Source organism: Bacillus sp. FSL M7-0307 (genome assembly GCF_038627835.1).
GTDB lineage: Bacteria > Bacillota > Bacilli > Bacillales > Bacillaceae > Bacillus > Bacillus altitudinis.
On the sequence record NZ_CP152023.1, the window covers coordinates 2,582,518 to 2,597,919 of the forward strand.

The window sequence follows — 15,402 nt, forward strand, 5'->3', positions numbered from 1 at the left end:
CTATTCATCCTACCAATGATTGATTAACAAAACATGAATTCATTGTAAAGATCATGTAAATTTTAACGCCACTTTCCATTCTTCTCTATTTTGACTTTAAACTCACGGTAAACGTCGTCCCTTTGCCTTGTTTGCTATGAACAGAAATCGTTCCTTCATGTGCTTCGACAAGGTGTTTGACAATGGCAAGACCAAGCCCTGTACCGCCTGAGTTTCTACTTCTATCTTTATCAATTCGATAAAATCTCTCGAATATTCTTGGAATTTCACTCTTTTTCATACCGATCCCTGTATCTGCTACATCAAATTCATAGCTGTCTTTCCTCTGTCTTGCTGTGATCGTGACATTTCCTCCCTCTGGTGTATAGGTGAGGGCATTATTGATCAGGTTGAGGAAAATTTGTTTTAATCTCAGCGGATCTGCCATGACATAGACCGGCTCTTTCGGGACACGCACTTGTAGGTCAATGCCTTTTTCAGCAGCCTTTTGTTTTAGCAGCACTTCAATCTCTTGAATGATTTCTGTCGCATTGGCTTCTTGAATATTCAGCTTAAAATGCTGCTGTTCAATTTTCGAGAGATCAAGTAAGTCTTGGATGAGCGTTTCTAAACGAATACTCTCTTTTAGGATGATAGACAAAAATTGTGTCAGCGCTTCTTTGTCGTCAATGGCACCATCAAGAAGTGTTTCAGAAAAGCCTTTAATTGACGTGATCGGTGTCTTTAATTCATGTGACACGTTAGCGACAAAGTCTTTTCTCATTTGTTCTAGCTGCTTTGTTTCTGTCACATCATGAAATACAAGAACAATTCCTTTCCATTCATCGTCCGTACTTAAGATCGGAACACCATCGACTTGGAAATAACGCCGCTCGATGTCAACAGCGAGACGTAAAAACTTTCGGACCTTGGTTTCTGTCATGAAAATTTCGTCTATTAACTCAATAATCTCTTCATGGGTAAAGGCTTCATGATACAGCTTGTGCATGTAAATATGTTTTTGCACTTTGAATTGCTTGCGGAATGTTCGATTGACTAAGTGAATATAGCCCATTTTATCAATCAAAATAATCCCCGCTCCAATGTTTTCAATGACTGTTTGCAGACGATCTCGCTGCATTTCGCCAGCGCTTGTCATGTCTTGAAGACTTTCTGCCAGACGCTTCATTGATGTATTGAGTTCACTTGTTTCAATGATCAGCTCTTCATAGTTATTTGTATCATAGTTCCCTCGTTCAAGCTGTTTGGCCACCTTTGTGGCATAATCAATCGGCTTTACATACTTCATCGACATGCGATAGCCAAAAAAGACGATGATAATGATGGCTGAACCAAGACAAAAGGCTAATGCAAGCCAGAGCTGACCATCAATCTCATTCAAAGGCTGGAATGAAGCATGAAGAAATAAATATCCCGCCGGTTCGTTTTGTTTCATCATTGGAACTGCATAATGAAACAGCGCATCTTTCTCATCCTCAATGAACGTTCCTTTTGTTTGGAGCTGCTCATTTTCCAGCGTGTTTAAAATGACGGCTCTTTGTTCTGCTTGACCCGTTGTATGTATGATATTCCCCTTCACGTCCACAATCGACGCATTCATATCGAGATGCTGCTTTGCTTGATTGAGAATCTTCTTGTTTTGCTCCGCGTTCAAATCTTCAACATTCATTGAAGAAAGGAGAAAACTCGATTCCTTTTCCATTCGTTCGGTTAATTTTGTTTCATAGAAAATATGAAACATATGATCCAAGAAAAGACCAAGCGCAACAAACACAATAAACAGGAGAAAAATGAGCCCAGAAAAAAGGCGGGTTCTCACTTTACTCATTTGGCTTTGGCTCCTCCAATTTGTAGCCTAAGCCTCGAATGGTTTTAATATATGTTGGTTTTTTCGTGTTCTTTTCAATTTTGTCCCGCAAGTGGCTGATATGCACATCCACAATACGAGTATCACCTGCAAAGTCATAATTCCAAACCGCACTTAACAATAGATCACGCGTAAGGACACGGCCTTTATGCTTAGCCAAATAAAGAAGCAGTTCAAATTCCTTTGGCGTGAGCTCTAGACGTTCTTCTTGGAAATAGACTTCGTAATGTTCAGGTAAAATGCGCAGGTCTCCAATTTTGATTTGGTCTGCAATGATCTCTTCCTTCTCTTCTTGCACGGGAGCCGGCTGAGATTGCTGTGCTCTTCTCAAAATGGCTTTTACCCGAGCACCCACTTCTCTAGGACTGAAAGGTTTTGTCATGTAATCATCGGCTCCAAGTTCAAGACCGAGCACCTTATCAAATTCATCGTCCTTTGCTGTCAGCATTAAAATAGGGAACATCATTTTTTGAATTCTCAGTTGTTTGCACACTTCAATGCCGTCCATTTTCGGAAGCATTAAATCAAGCACAATCAGATCAGGCTGTTCACTTGCTGCTTTTTCAAGCGCTTCTTCTCCGTCTCTTGCTGTGACGACATCGTAGCCCGCCCTTTCAAGGTTATAGCTTAGAAGTGTTACAATTGATTCTTCATCATCCACAACTAATATTTTTTTATTCATGTTGTGCCTCCAATTAGTGATTTCCCCTGCATCCGGTTTTTTGTATCTTATGTGAAAAGCGAGAAGTCATGCTTTCTCTTTCATTTTAACGAAAGCTTAACAAGAGAACAATTTAAAATTTCGACAAGATTGGTTTTGTAAACAAAAAGAAGACTCCTCATACGAGAAGCCTTCTTTTTTATTCATATTAAGACAATACTTTCATGACGTTCTTTACAGATTCAACAGAACGGTCAAGCTGACTTCTTTCTTCTTCTGTCAGCTCAAGCTCGATGATCTGCTCAAGGCCGTTTCCACCTACGATTGTTGGAACGCCAAGGTAAATGCCTTCGTAGCCATATTCACCTTCAAGGTATGCAATCGTCGGCATGACGCGGCGTTGATCTTTTAAGATCGCCTCAACCATTTCAACGAGTGAAGCAGCAGGTGCATAATACGCACTACCGTTACCTAATAGGTTAACGATTTCACCGCCGCCTTTTCTTGTTCTTTCAACAATTGCATCAATTCGCTCTTTAGGAATTAATGTTTCCAGCGGGATACCGCCTGCATAAGAGTAACGTACAAGAGGAACCATGTCGTCCCCATGTCCGCCAAGAACAAAGCCCGTCACATCTTTCACAGATAGGTTTAATTCTTGAGCAACGAACGTACGGAAACGTGCTGTATCAAGAATTCCTGATTGTCCGATGACTTTTTCTTTTGGTAATCCTGATTCTTTATAAACTGCATATGTCATTGCATCAACAGGGTTTGTTAACACAACAATGATCGCTTCTGGAGAATATTTAACGATTTCACGTGTCACACTGCGCATGATTTTTTCATTTGTTGACACGAGGTCGTCACGGCTCATTCCCGGCTTTCTTGCAATTCCTGCCGTAATGACCACGACATCAGAACCGGCTGTATCTTCGTAGTTAGAAGTTCCTGTAATATTCGCATCGAAGCCTTGAACAGGGCTTGCTTCCAGCATGTCAAGTGCTTTCCCTTTTGTCGGGTTCTCAAGCTGAGGGATATCCACTAATACGACATCCGCTAATTCTTTTTGAGCTGTTAGAAATGCTGTAGTTGCTCCAGTAAAGCCTGCTCCGATGACAGATACTTTTTTACGCTTGTTTGCCATTTCCTTTTTCCCCTTTAACTTTAAAGTTTAAGAATCAAGACAAGTTTTTGATGAGCTCGTCAGCAAACTCAGAACATTTCACTTCTGTTGCACCGTCCATTAATCTAGCAAAATCGTACGTGACGACTTTAGATGCAATTGTTTTTTCAACAGATTGAATCACTAGATCAGCAGCTTCTTGCCATCCAAGGTGCTCAAGTAAAAGCACGCCTGATAGAAGAACAGAAGATGGATTCACTTTATCAAGACCAGCATATTTCGGTGCTGTTCCGTGAGTCGCTTCAAAAATAGCGTGTCCTGTTTCGTAGTTGATGTTTGCACCAGGTGCGATACCAATTCCACCAACTTGTGCTGCAAGTGCGTCAGAGATGTAGTCTCCGTTTAAGTTCATTGTTGCGACAACATCGAACTCAGCTGGACGAGTTAAAATTTGTTGAAGGAAAATATCTGCAATGCTGTCTTTGACAATGATTTTGCCAGCAGCTTCTGCTTCACTTTGCGCTTTGTTTGCCGCATCTTTTCCATCTTGTTCTACAATACGATCATATTGTGCCCATGTAAAGACTTTGTCGCCAAACTCTTTTTCAGCCACTTCGTAGCCCCAGTTTTTGAAGGCTCCTTCTGTAAATTTCATGATGTTTCCTTTGTGAACAAGTGTCACAGATTTACGGCCTTGGTCAATCGCATATTGGATCGCTGCTCTGACAAGACGAGATGTTCCTTCTTCAGAAACTGGTTTGATTCCGATACCTGATGTTTCTGGGAAACGGATTTTATTCACACCTAATTCGTTTTTCAAGAAGTCGATTAACTTCTTCACTTCGTCTGATCCTTTTGCATACTCGATTCCTGCATAGATATCTTCAGTGTTTTCACGGAAGATGACCATGTCTGTGTCTTCTGGACGTTTCACAGGAGATGGTACGCCTTGGAACCAGCGAACTGGACGTAAGCATGTGAATAAATCAAGCTCTTGTCTTAGTGCCACGTTCAATGAACGGATTCCTCCACCAATTGGTGTTGTCAGTGGTCCTTTGATCGCGATTAAATATTCACGAATGTCTTCAAGTGTTTGCTCTGGAAGCCACTCGCCAGTTTTATTGTAAGCTTTTTCACCTGCATATACTTCTTTCCAAGTGATTTGCTTTTCACCTTTATATGCTTTTTCTACAGCTGCTTCAAGAACTCTTGATGCTGCTTTCCAAATGTCAGGACCGATTCCGTCCCCTTCGATAAACGGGATAATTGGATTATTTGGTACATTCAATACGCCGCCAGTAACTGTAATTTTTTCGCCTTGTGACAATGATATTACCTCCCAGGTTATGTAGTGAATATTTGAAACTTCCAAGCTTGATGTCTGCAAGCCAAGAAGTTTTTCACATGATTCGTTTTTTGTTGATATGGAGGCTGATTGGTTTAGATGGATCAGCCTCCGCTATTCTATAAACATTAGTCTCTTTCACTGATCGGAACAAACGTTTGAAGATCAGGTCCAATATAGTCAGCTCTTGGACGAATCAGACGGTTGTTGTCATATTGCTCTAAAATGTGAGCAATCCATCCAGAGAATCGGCTGATCACGAAAATTGGTGTAAACAAGTCATGATCAATCCCAAGACTGTGATAGACAGAAGCAGAATAAAAATCAACATTTGGTGGAAGATTTTTCTCTGATGTCACGATTTCCTCTGCGCGTACAGACATTTCATACCATTTTGGCTCGCCTGTGAGATTTGTTAAGCGCTGGCTCATTTCTTTTAAATGTTTTGCACGCGGGTCACCCTGGCGGTAAACGCGGTGGCCAAAGCCCATAATTTTCTCTTTCTTCTCTAGCTTACCATGAATATAGGAATCTACGTTTTCAACTTCGCCAATTTCTGACAGCATCTTCATTACGCCTTCATTTGCGCCGCCATGAAGTGGTCCTTTCAATGCGCCGATAGCCGCTGTTACACCAGAGTAGATATCTGATAGTGTAGCAACACATACACGTGCTGTAAATGTCGATGCGTTTAATTCGTGATCCGCATGTAGAATGAGCGCTTTATCAATCGCTTCAATTTCTACTGGTGAAGGCTCTTCGCCGTTTAGCATATATAAGAAGTTTGCAGCATAGCTGTATTCTTCTTTTGGCTGTACAGGCTCAAGCCCCTTTCGAATACGTGAGAATGCAGCGACAAGTCCAGAAATTTTCGCTTGTAAGCGAATGGCTTTTCTGTAATTCGCTTCTTTGTCCATAATCTCTGATTCGTCATCAAGTAAACCTAATAAGGATACCGCTGTACGAATCGCAGACATTGGATGAACCCCATCCAGCGAATAAGATTTAAAGTGCTCAATGATCTCTTGCGGAATATGAGCATTTTCATTGAGCTGCTGCTTTAACTCGCTTAGCTCCTGCTCATTCGGCAGCTTTAAGTGCCATAACAGGTAGACAATTTCTTCGAAAGTAGCTTTTTCAGTTAAATCATCGATATTGTACCCTACATAAGTAAGAGTATCATCAATAATTGAGCTTACGGATGAAGTTGTTGCCACGATACCTTCAAGACCTCTTGTTGCTGTCATGTTCAATCTCCCCTTTTTAAAAAGATTCCCCTTCGTTGCAAAATTCTCGCTTTTTGAAAGCGCTATCCAACCAAAATAGGCTGGCAGGTTTAGAAAAGAAAATGCTTACATTTACCTATACGGTTAGAGCGCTTTTAGCCTCATATCTCTTGTTTGATCAATGAGTTCAAAATTAAGCCTATTCCCATTATAAACAATAATCAGACATTTGTTAAATGTTTAACTATAATTTTTTTTGATATTTTTTTTTCCAGCCTTCCGGTTCGGGCATGGAATAAAGGGATTTTGCTTCTTTTAATATATTTAATTATGTTTTTTTGCAAAAGCTCACGTCAGAAAAAATATCAAAAGAAAGTGGCATGAGCCACTCTCTTTTTAACCGCTGAAAAATTTCACTGCTTGCATCGCTAAATAGGCAATTCCAGCACCAATCAGCGGGCCAACAGCTACACCTTTGAATAAACTGACTGCCAAAATCGTACCGAATACAAGCGCTGCTGTGATATGCGGATCGTTTTCGAGTAGCACAATGCCGTTTTTTGCAATTAATGCTACTAATATACCCGCTCCGAGTGCAATCCAAGCATAAGAGGATTTCATTGCTTCTCCAAGCTGTTTAAATCCAATGTCCCCTGTTGCGATCGGTACAAGCACAGCGATCGTGATGACCGTCACACCCCAATTGATACCTTTTGATTGCAGAACCGGGAAAATTTTTTGATCTAATCCAATGAGTTTAATCGCAATCAGCACAGAAACCGCTAAAATTAACGAATTGTTCTTCGCTATGAGTGCAATGACGAGTAAAAGAATTAAAAATAAATTGGCTTGAGTGAACATATGCCGCCCCTTCCTTTCTTTTTATTGCGACCTTTTCATATTACTAATCTTTTTGAATAAAATGAAGTATCGGACATGCTTGTTTTTTGGAGGGGATTGTGTGAATCACACGTATGTGGCCATTTTTTTGCGAAGTTTGATGATTTTCAGCATCGCCGTTTGTGCGGTTGTTTTTTTATATCAGTCTTTTCCGTTTTTATATCCATTTTGGATTGCATTTGCCGTGTCGTGTTTGATTCATCCAGCCGTATGTAAAATCGAAAACATGACCGGGATGCCAAGAGGTTTTGTTGTCATCATTGTGCTATTACTCTTTTTAGTGGTAGCAGCCGGATTCATGACACTTTTAGTAGCGGAAATCATTTCAGGAAGTGCTTATTTAGCAAAGGTACTTCCAGGTCATCTTGACCAAATGATTGGGATCGTGGAACGTTTTTTCACAGATCAGATTTTGCCTTTATATCATGATTTGACTGCTCAATTTAATACACTTCAAGCAGGTCAAAAGGAGTCGATTTTAGGACAAATCCAAGCACTTGGTGACGAAGCAGCGGCAAAAATCGGGACTTTCCTTTCAAAAACTCTTGAATTCATTCCAGCTTTTTTAGGTCTTTTGCCTGATGCAGCAGCGACGCTTTTATTTTCCGCACTAGCGACTTTTTTTATCACAAAAGATTGGTTTACATTAAAAAAATATGGTTCTCGTATCTTTCCCGCCAAATGGATGCTTCATACACGTGCCATCTTATCTGAAATCAAAAAAGCCATTTCTGGCTTTATGAAAGCCCAGCTTCTCCTTGTTGCCATGACAATTGGTATCGTGCTGATTGGACTTTTCATCTTAAAGGTCGAGCATGCGATTGTGATCGCTCTATGTATTGGTCTAGTTGATTTACTTCCTTACATCGGGAGTGGCACGGTTTTTCTTCCGTGGATCATTTACTCCGCCATGACAGGAAATCTTTCACTCGCCATTGGACTGGGCATTTTGTATATTGTGGTGCTCATTCAAAGACAAATATCAGAGCCAAAAGTCTTAAGTAAATCAATCGGTCTTAATCCTTTAGCAACACTCGTGGCATTGTTTGTCGGGTTAAAATGCTTTGGTTTTCTTGGACTTGCACTCGGTCCCGCTTCTCTTGTCGTTTGGCAGGCGTTTCGTAATGCAGGGGTTTTCAGAGACCTTTATCAGTACATTCGGTATGGTGCGCAAAAGTAAAAGAGACCTGATGCGAAGGTCTCTTTAGCGTATAATCGTATAGCGTTTGCGATTGGACATGTTTCTAAGCCAGCGCTCAAAGAGCGGTTTGATCCGTTTTCTTGTCATGGGAATGAGCAGAACAGCCCCAATCAGATCAGAAAGGAATCCAGGTATGAGCAGCAGCAAACCACCGATCAGAATGCAGAAGCCATCGACAATGGTGGCCCCTGGCATTTTGCCATATTGTAAATCTCGCTGCACTTTCTGAAATGCTTCTATTCCTTGTTTTCTTGCAAAGTAAGCACCTAGTGCACTTGTCAGCACAATGACTAGCATCGTTGGTAAAATACCAATGATGTTACTTGAGATTAAAAATAAACTAATTTCAACTGCTGGGAACAGAATCAATAATAGTAGAAAATATTTTTTCAAGCCATATCACCTCATGGGGTCTCTTTCATCGAAAGCTGTTTACTTTTTTTAGTGTAACATAAAAAAAGAGAGGAGTCAGATAACTCCCCTCGTGTGTGATTTAAAGGACGCTTGCACGGCCTTTGTAGATCGCTCCGCGTGCTGGATCTACTGTAATCTCTTCGCCTTCTTTTAGAAGTGTTGTGGCACTGTCAAGGCCAACAATCACTGGAATGCCAAGGCTAAGCCCAACGACTGCTGCATGGCTTGTTAAACCGCCTTCTTCCGTGATAAGGGCAGACGCTTTTTCTAAAGCACCCATCATATCACGATCTGTGCAGTTTGCGACAAGAATCGCACCATCGTACATTTTTTCCTCTGCTTCTTTTCCGCTTTGTGCAATAACAACCGGTCCAAATGCAGATTTGCGGCCAATTCCTTGACCCTTCGCAATGATGTCACCGACAACATACACTTTCATTAAGTTGGTTGTACCTGTTTCACCAACTGGCACACCAGCTGTAATCACGATTAAATCACCATGTCTTACATAGCCTGTTTCAATTGACTTTTCTACTGCATTCTCAAGCATTTCATCAGTAGATGTCGTTTTTGAACCGCTCTTTGCAAATACACCGAATACGAGTGAAAGTTTTCTTGCCACTGATTCGTTTGCTGTGACTGCTACGATTGGTGCTTTTGGTCTATATTTTGAAATCATTCTTGCAGTATGACCACTCTCAGTAGGTGTCACAATCGCTGCCACATCAAGCTTCATAGCTGTGTGCGCAACAGATTGACCGATCGCATCTGTAATGCTGACCTCTACTTCTTCGCTTCTGCGAGAAAGGATTGCTTTATAGTTAAGTGCTTCCTCTGAACGTGAGGCAATGTTGTGCATTGTTTGCACAGCTTCAACTGGATATGTTCCTGCTGCTGTTTCACCAGATAGCATGATCGCATCTGTACCGTCAAAAATAGCATTTGCCACATCACTTGCTTCTGCACGAGTTGGACGCGGGTTACGCTGCATGCTATCCAGCATTTGAGTTGCTGTGATGACAGGCTTGCCTAAACGGTTGCATTTTTTGATCAGCATTTTTTGAACAAGCGGTACTTCTTCTGCCGGAATCTCAACACCAAGATCTCCACGAGCGACCATCAGTCCATCTGATACCTCAAGGATTTCATCGATGTTATCAACGCCCTCTTGGTTTTCAATCTTAGGAATGATTTGAATGTCAGCTGCGTTGTTCTTTTCAAGCAGCTCACGAATTTCAAGAACATCAGAAGCTCGTCTTACAAAAGAAGCTGCGATGAAATCGACACCTTGTTCAATTCCGAACAGAATATCATTGGCATCCTTTTCTGTAATACCCGGCAAGTTCACACTCACACCCGGTACGTTAACACCTTTTTTGTTTTTCAGTGTACCTGTATTCATCACTTTTGTGACGATTTCTTTTCGGTCCATATTTAATTCTTTTACTTCTAGACCAATCAGACCATCATCTAATAAGATGGTTGAGCCCACTTCTACATCATGAATTAAATCTTCGTACGTCACACTGATTTTTTCAGTGTTTCCCACAATGTCTTCCATACTCACGATAAGATCAGCACCAGCAACTAACTCAATTGAGCCGTTTTCAACTGTACGTGTACGGATCTCTGGACCTTTTGTATCAAGAAGGATCGCAATGTCCTTGCCTAAAGTTTTACCTGCTTTGCGAATGTTTTCAATACGTGCACCATGCTCTTCAAAATCTCCATGAGAGAAGTTTAGTCTGGCTACATTCATTCCTGCTTCAATCAATTCAGTCAGCTTTTCAATGCTTTCACTTGCTGGACCGATTGTACAAACGATTTTTGTCTTTCTCATTACTGTTCCTCCTAAGGTCTTCTCGTTTTATATAGAGAGCTCTTGTGAAAGTCGGTACATATTTTGATCGACTGTATGCTTTTTATCTAAGATGTCTAAAATATCGTGATGAACGAGTTCGTTGCTTTGAATTCCTACACAGCGTCCGCCTCTTCCTTCAAGAAGAAGTTCTACTGCATACGCTCCTAGGCGGCTTGCGAGCACTCGGTCAAACGCACTTGGAGAACCTCCACGCTGAATATGTCCTAAGACAGATACACGCGTTTCAAGGCTTGTCTCTTCTTCAATTCTCTTACCAAATTCGACACCGCTACCTACGCCTTCTGCGACGATGATGATACTGTGCTTCTTGCCGCGCTCATGTCCTCTTCTCAATCTGGCAATAATTTCGTCCATGTCATAGTCTGCTTCAGGAATTAAAATCGATTCAGCTCCGCCTGCAAGACCTGACCAAAGGGCAATATCCCCTGCATGTCTTCCCATTACTTCCACTACGTATGTACGTTCATGAGATGTGGCTGTATCACGAATTTTATCAATGGCATCAATGACTGTATTTAGTGCTGTATCAAAGCCAATAGTGAAATCAGTACCTGGAATGTCATTGTCAATCGTGCCGGGAACACCTACACATGGAAAACCGAGCTCTGTTAATTTCTTCGCTCCCATGAATGAGCCATCTCCACCGATGACAACAAGTCCTTCAATACCGAATTTTTTTAAGTTCTCAATCCCTTTTTCACGACCTTCAACTGTCTTGAATTCAGGACATCTTGCCGTGTAAAGTTTTGTTCCTCCACGATGAATGATATCGCCTACTGAACCTATTTCGAGTTTCTCAATTTTACCGTTAATTAGACCTGAATATCCATTATAAATACCGTAAACTTCTACATTATGGTAAATTGCTTTCCTTACAACTGCGCGCACAGCTGCATTCATTCCTGGGGAATCCCCACCGCTCGTTAAAACTCCTATACGCTTCATCTTTTTCACCTCAGAGACCATATATGAATTAAACATACCATTTCCACTGCTTGAAAACAATCATGAGCAAAACCGGATGTTTTCAATACGAATTTCTAAAACCGTACTTATTATACAATTAAATAAAATGTTTTTAAACAAAAGTTAAGAAAGTCATGAAAGCACTTTGTTCAAAAAACAGTTGTTTCAAGTGCTCTAAACCTTGTCAAATCAACGTTTTCAGACGTTTCAAATTTTATGAAAACAAAAGAAAATTATTTTCAAATAGCGCTTACATCAGATCGTTTTGATGAAAAAAGACGAAAAAAATAAACGCCAGCCAAAAGGCTGTACGTTTATTTAGTTTACCCCAATATATTGATTTTCAATCGATACTTTGCCGATTGCTTTGTATTTTTGATATCTTTGTTCGACTAATTCTTCAGGCGATTGTTTGAGCAAAGATGTAAGTGACTGTTTTAATGTTTTTTCAATGTAGGCTGCTTGTTGTTTCACGTCTCGGTGTGCTCCACCTTGCACTTCTTTAATAACATCATCTATAATATCTAATTCTTTTAGGTCTGGAGCGGTAATTTTCATTGATTCTGCAGCTTTTTTTGCAAGTGATGAGTCCTTCCAGAGCAGTGCTGCTGCACCTTCAGGTGAAATCACTGAATATGTTGAGTTCTCTAGCATAAATAGGTGGTTTCCTACGCCTAAGCCTAGTGCTCCGCCACTTCCGCCTTCTCCAATGACAATACAGACAACCGGTACACGAAGTCCTGCCATTTCGAAAAGGTTTTTCGCAATTGCTTCACTTTGCCCGCGTTCTTCAGCTGCTTTACCAGGATAAGCTCCTTTTGTATCAATAAAGCAAATGATTGGACGATTAAATTTATCTGCTTGTTTCATCAAGCGCAATGCTTTACGGTAACCTTCTGGATGCGGCATCCCGAAATTACGGCGCAAGTTTTCTTTTGTGTCTTTTCCGCGCTGATGACCAATGACTGTGACAGGAAGTCCTTTAAACGTGGCAATTCCTCCAACGATGGCTTCATCGTCACCATAAAAACGATCACCGTGACATTCGAAAAAGTTATCAAACAGCTCTTGAATGTAATCGAGAGTTGTTGGGCGCATCGCATGACGAGCAATTTGCACTCTGTCCCACGGCTTTAAATTTGTATAAATGTCTGTTTCAAGCTTACTCAGACGTGTTTCAAGGCGCTCAATTTCCGCACTTAAATCCATCTCTGAGTTTTGTGTGAACTTTTTCAATTCATCAATTTTCGCTCGAAGTTCAATGACAGGTTTTTCAAATTCTAGTTCTCCAGCCACTCTCGTTCACCTCCTGTGCTGTGTAATGCTAAGATTTGGCCTAATGTTTCTTTCATTTCTGCACGGTGAATCACAGCATCTAGCTGACCATGCTTCATTAAAAATTCAGCCGTTTGGAAGTCCTCTGGTAGGTCTTCACGAATGGTTTGTTCAATGATTCTGCGACCAGCAAAACCAATTAATGCACCAGGCTCTGCAAAGTTGTAATCACCGAGAGACGCGAAACTAGCTGATACACCGCCAGTTGTCGGATTGGTCATCACAGAAATAATCAGACCTTGATCCTCGCTGAACAGCTTTAATGCTGAACTTGTTTTTGCCATCTGCATCAGACTAAGAATCCCCTCTTGCATTCTTGCTCCTCCAGATGCAGTGAAGATGATAAATGGCACCTTGTCCGCTTTTGCTTTCTCAATAGCTAGTGTAATCTTTTCACCAACGACCGAGCCCATGCTGCCCATACGGAACGTGGCATCCATGACAGCAATGACAGCACTTTGACCTTTAATTTCACCTTTTCCTGTCACGATGGCTTCATTCAAAGATGTTTTTTCTCTGTCTTTCTCAAGCTTTTCTTCGTAGCCTGGGAAACCGAGCGGGTTCTCAGAAATGAGGTGACCGTTAAATTCTTCAAATGTGCCTTCGTCTACAAGGCTTTCAATACGTTGTTTTGCATTCATTTGCAAATGTCTGCCGCAATTCATGCAAACACGTAAATTTTTATCTAGTTCTTTGGTGAGCATTATTTTTTTACATTGCGGACATTTGGTCATGATGCCTTCAGGCACATCTTGACTTGCCTGTTCAGAGGGTACAGATGCATATTTTTTCTTTTTACTGAAAATATTCTTGATTGACAAATGACTACCTCCCTTTTTGAAGGGTTTTTTCTTTACACGCACATCCACTATTATAGGACATGTCATAACTGTACCGAAACTATTGTACTTTTTTTGTCAAACGCTGTCATCCTTCATTCAATTTTTTCAGTGGGGAATTGATGAGAAATGAGTATAGGTTTGGGGCGCTGAGTAGTTGGTATATGTGAATTGTGAACGTCTACAAAAAAATCTCATTTAGGATGAAAAAAATTTCGTGAAAGAGAGGAAATGGTGCACGTTTTTCCTCCAAATTCAGAAAAAACGTGCACACTTTTCCAATTTGATTACTCGCCGATAATCGTTAATTTTCTTGTTTTTTCTGCAACAGCTTCTGGGTCTACCTTGATTCTTGAAACGCCCGTTTCCATTGCTGCTTTTGCCACTGCTTTGGCTACCGCTGGCGCTACTCGTGCATCAAATGGTGCAGGGATAACGTATTCCGCTGACAATTCTTCATCTGATACAAGAGAAGCAATCGCTTCAACAGCTGCAATTTTCATTTCTTCGTTAATGTGTGTCGCACGTACATCAAGCGCTCCGCGGAAAATACCAGGGAATGCAAGGACGTTGTTCACTTGGTTCGGGAAGTCAGAACGGCCAGTTCCTACAACACTTGCACCTGCTGCATGTGCATCTTCTGGCATGATCTCTGGGTTTGGATTAGCCATTGCGAAGATGACAGGATCTTTTGCCATTTTCCCAACCATTTCTTTAGTTAAAGCACCTGCTACTGAAACGCCGATAAAGACATCTGCGCCTTCAATCACTTCTTCTAAAGAACCTTCTTTACGATCTTGGTTCGTGAATTTAGCTACTTCATTTTTCACTGCATTCATACCATTCGGACGGCCTTCATAAATAGCGCCTTTTGTATCACACATGATGATATCACGTACACCGAAATGATAAAGAAGTTTGATAATCGCAATTCCTGCTGCTCCAGCGCCGTTTGCAACCACTTTAATTGAAGACATTGATTTTCCAGACAGCTTCAGTGCATTCACAAGTCCTGCCACTGTTACAATCGCTGTCCCGTGCTGATCATCGTGGAAAACAGGAATGTTTGTCTCTTTTTTCAAACGCTCTTCAATGATAAAGCAGTTTGGTGCTGCAATATCTTCAAGGTTCACGCCACCAAATGTCGGCTCAAGAAGCTTCACTGTTTCAACGATTTTGTCTACATCGTTTGTTGCAAGTGCGATTGGGAATGCATCAACACCTGCAAAGCTTTTGAATAATACAGCTTTTCCTTCCATTACTGGAAGAGATGCTTCTGCCCCAATGTTTCCAAGCCCTAACACAGCACTTCCGTCTGTGACAACAGCAACCATATTGCCTTTCATTGTATAATCATACACTTTGCTTGTGTCGTCATAAATATCTTTACATGGCTCTGCCACACCTGGTGAGTAAGCCAAGCTCAAGTCTTTCGCATTTTTCACTTGTACCTTTGATTTTGATTCGAGTTTGCCTTGATTCTCTTTGTGCATATGTAATGCTTCTTCTCTTAATGACATGTGATGAACACTCCTTCAAGTGGAAAATGATTTAATGAATTGCTAAGTTGATAAGCACATACTTGGCAGTTTAAATACACAGAATCTTTAAAATGATAACACAATAGGTGAAATTGTAAA

Annotated in this window: 13 protein-coding genes; 1 reads left to right on the forward strand and 12 read right to left on the reverse strand. The window is 41.0% G+C overall.

The genetic code is table 11. From position 1 onward, the window contains the following. Positions 1-85: 85 nt before the first annotated feature. The 6 genes from MHI41_RS13190 to MHI41_RS13215 all read right to left on the reverse strand — a co-directional run bounded on the left by MHI41_RS13190 (position 86) and on the right by MHI41_RS13215 (position 7,086). Positions 86-1,828: an ATP-binding protein gene (locus tag MHI41_RS13190; protein WP_342494241.1), complete on the reverse strand. Its 1,743-nt coding sequence runs from the start codon at positions 1,826-1,828 to the stop codon at positions 86-88. Next, positions 1,821-2,549 (reverse strand): response regulator transcription factor, encoded by a 729-nt coding sequence (locus MHI41_RS13195; RefSeq protein WP_007501691.1) that lies wholly within the window; start codon positions 2,547-2,549, stop codon positions 1,821-1,823. The genes MHI41_RS13190 and MHI41_RS13195 overlap by 8 nt, the downstream gene beginning before the upstream one ends. A gap of 187 nt (positions 2,550-2,736) precedes the next feature. After that, the gene (mdh, locus tag MHI41_RS13200) at positions 2,737-3,675 is read right to left on the reverse strand and encodes a malate dehydrogenase (protein ID WP_007501693.1); all 939 of its coding nucleotides are present in this window, start codon (positions 3,673-3,675) and stop codon (positions 2,737-2,739) included. A 34-nt stretch (positions 3,676-3,709) separates the two neighbouring features. Continuing rightward, positions 3,710-4,981, reverse strand: a complete 1,272-nt coding sequence (gene icd / locus MHI41_RS13205) for an NADP-dependent isocitrate dehydrogenase (RefSeq protein ID WP_008346060.1) — start codon at positions 4,979-4,981, stop codon at positions 3,710-3,712. 146 nt (positions 4,982-5,127) lie between these two features. Beyond that, positions 5,128-6,246 (reverse strand): citrate synthase, encoded by a 1,119-nt coding sequence (gene citZ / locus MHI41_RS13210; RefSeq protein ID WP_008346063.1) that lies wholly within the window; start codon positions 6,244-6,246, stop codon positions 5,128-5,130. A 375-nt stretch (positions 6,247-6,621) separates the two neighbouring features. Beyond that, positions 6,622-7,086, reverse strand: a complete 465-nt coding sequence (locus tag MHI41_RS13215; RefSeq protein ID WP_017367832.1) for a DUF441 domain-containing protein — start codon at positions 7,084-7,086, stop codon at positions 6,622-6,624. Positions 7,087-7,186: 100 nt separating this feature from the next. On the opposite strand from MHI41_RS13215, the gene ytvI reads away from it, so the two are divergent. Continuing rightward, the gene (ytvI, locus tag MHI41_RS13220) at positions 7,187-8,305 is read left to right on the forward strand and encodes a sporulation integral membrane protein YtvI (RefSeq protein WP_008346068.1); all 1,119 of its coding nucleotides are present in this window, start codon (positions 7,187-7,189) and stop codon (positions 8,303-8,305) included. A 24-nt stretch (positions 8,306-8,329) separates the two neighbouring features. On the opposite strand, the gene MHI41_RS13225 is transcribed toward ytvI, so the two are convergent. From MHI41_RS13225 to MHI41_RS13250, 6 genes are all read right to left on the reverse strand, one after another. After that, positions 8,330-8,719: an FxsA family protein gene (locus MHI41_RS13225; RefSeq protein ID WP_007501703.1), complete on the reverse strand. Its 390-nt coding sequence runs from the start codon at positions 8,717-8,719 to the stop codon at positions 8,330-8,332. Between the two features lie 100 nt (positions 8,720-8,819). After that, a complete protein-coding gene (pyk, locus tag MHI41_RS13230; protein ID WP_282916954.1) occupies positions 8,820-10,580 on the reverse strand; it encodes a pyruvate kinase in 1,761 nt (586 codons plus the stop codon). A 27-nt stretch (positions 10,581-10,607) separates the two neighbouring features. Then, entirely contained in the window at positions 10,608-11,567 is a 960-nt protein-coding gene (pfkA, locus tag MHI41_RS13235) for a 6-phosphofructokinase (protein ID WP_017358271.1), read from the reverse strand. A 339-nt stretch (positions 11,568-11,906) separates the two neighbouring features. After that, positions 11,907-12,884 (reverse strand): acetyl-CoA carboxylase carboxyl transferase subunit alpha, encoded by a 978-nt coding sequence (gene accA / locus MHI41_RS13240; RefSeq protein ID WP_008346075.1) that lies wholly within the window; start codon positions 12,882-12,884, stop codon positions 11,907-11,909. Beyond that, positions 12,869-13,744 (reverse strand): acetyl-CoA carboxylase, carboxyltransferase subunit beta, encoded by an 876-nt coding sequence (gene accD / locus MHI41_RS13245; protein ID WP_017358273.1) that lies wholly within the window; start codon positions 13,742-13,744, stop codon positions 12,869-12,871. The genes accA and accD overlap by 16 nt, the downstream gene beginning before the upstream one ends. 305 nt (positions 13,745-14,049) lie before the next feature. Beyond that, positions 14,050-15,282 (reverse strand): malic enzyme-like NAD(P)-binding protein, encoded by a 1,233-nt coding sequence (locus MHI41_RS13250; RefSeq protein ID WP_007501712.1) that lies wholly within the window; start codon positions 15,280-15,282, stop codon positions 14,050-14,052. Positions 15,283-15,402 lie beyond the last annotated feature (120 nt).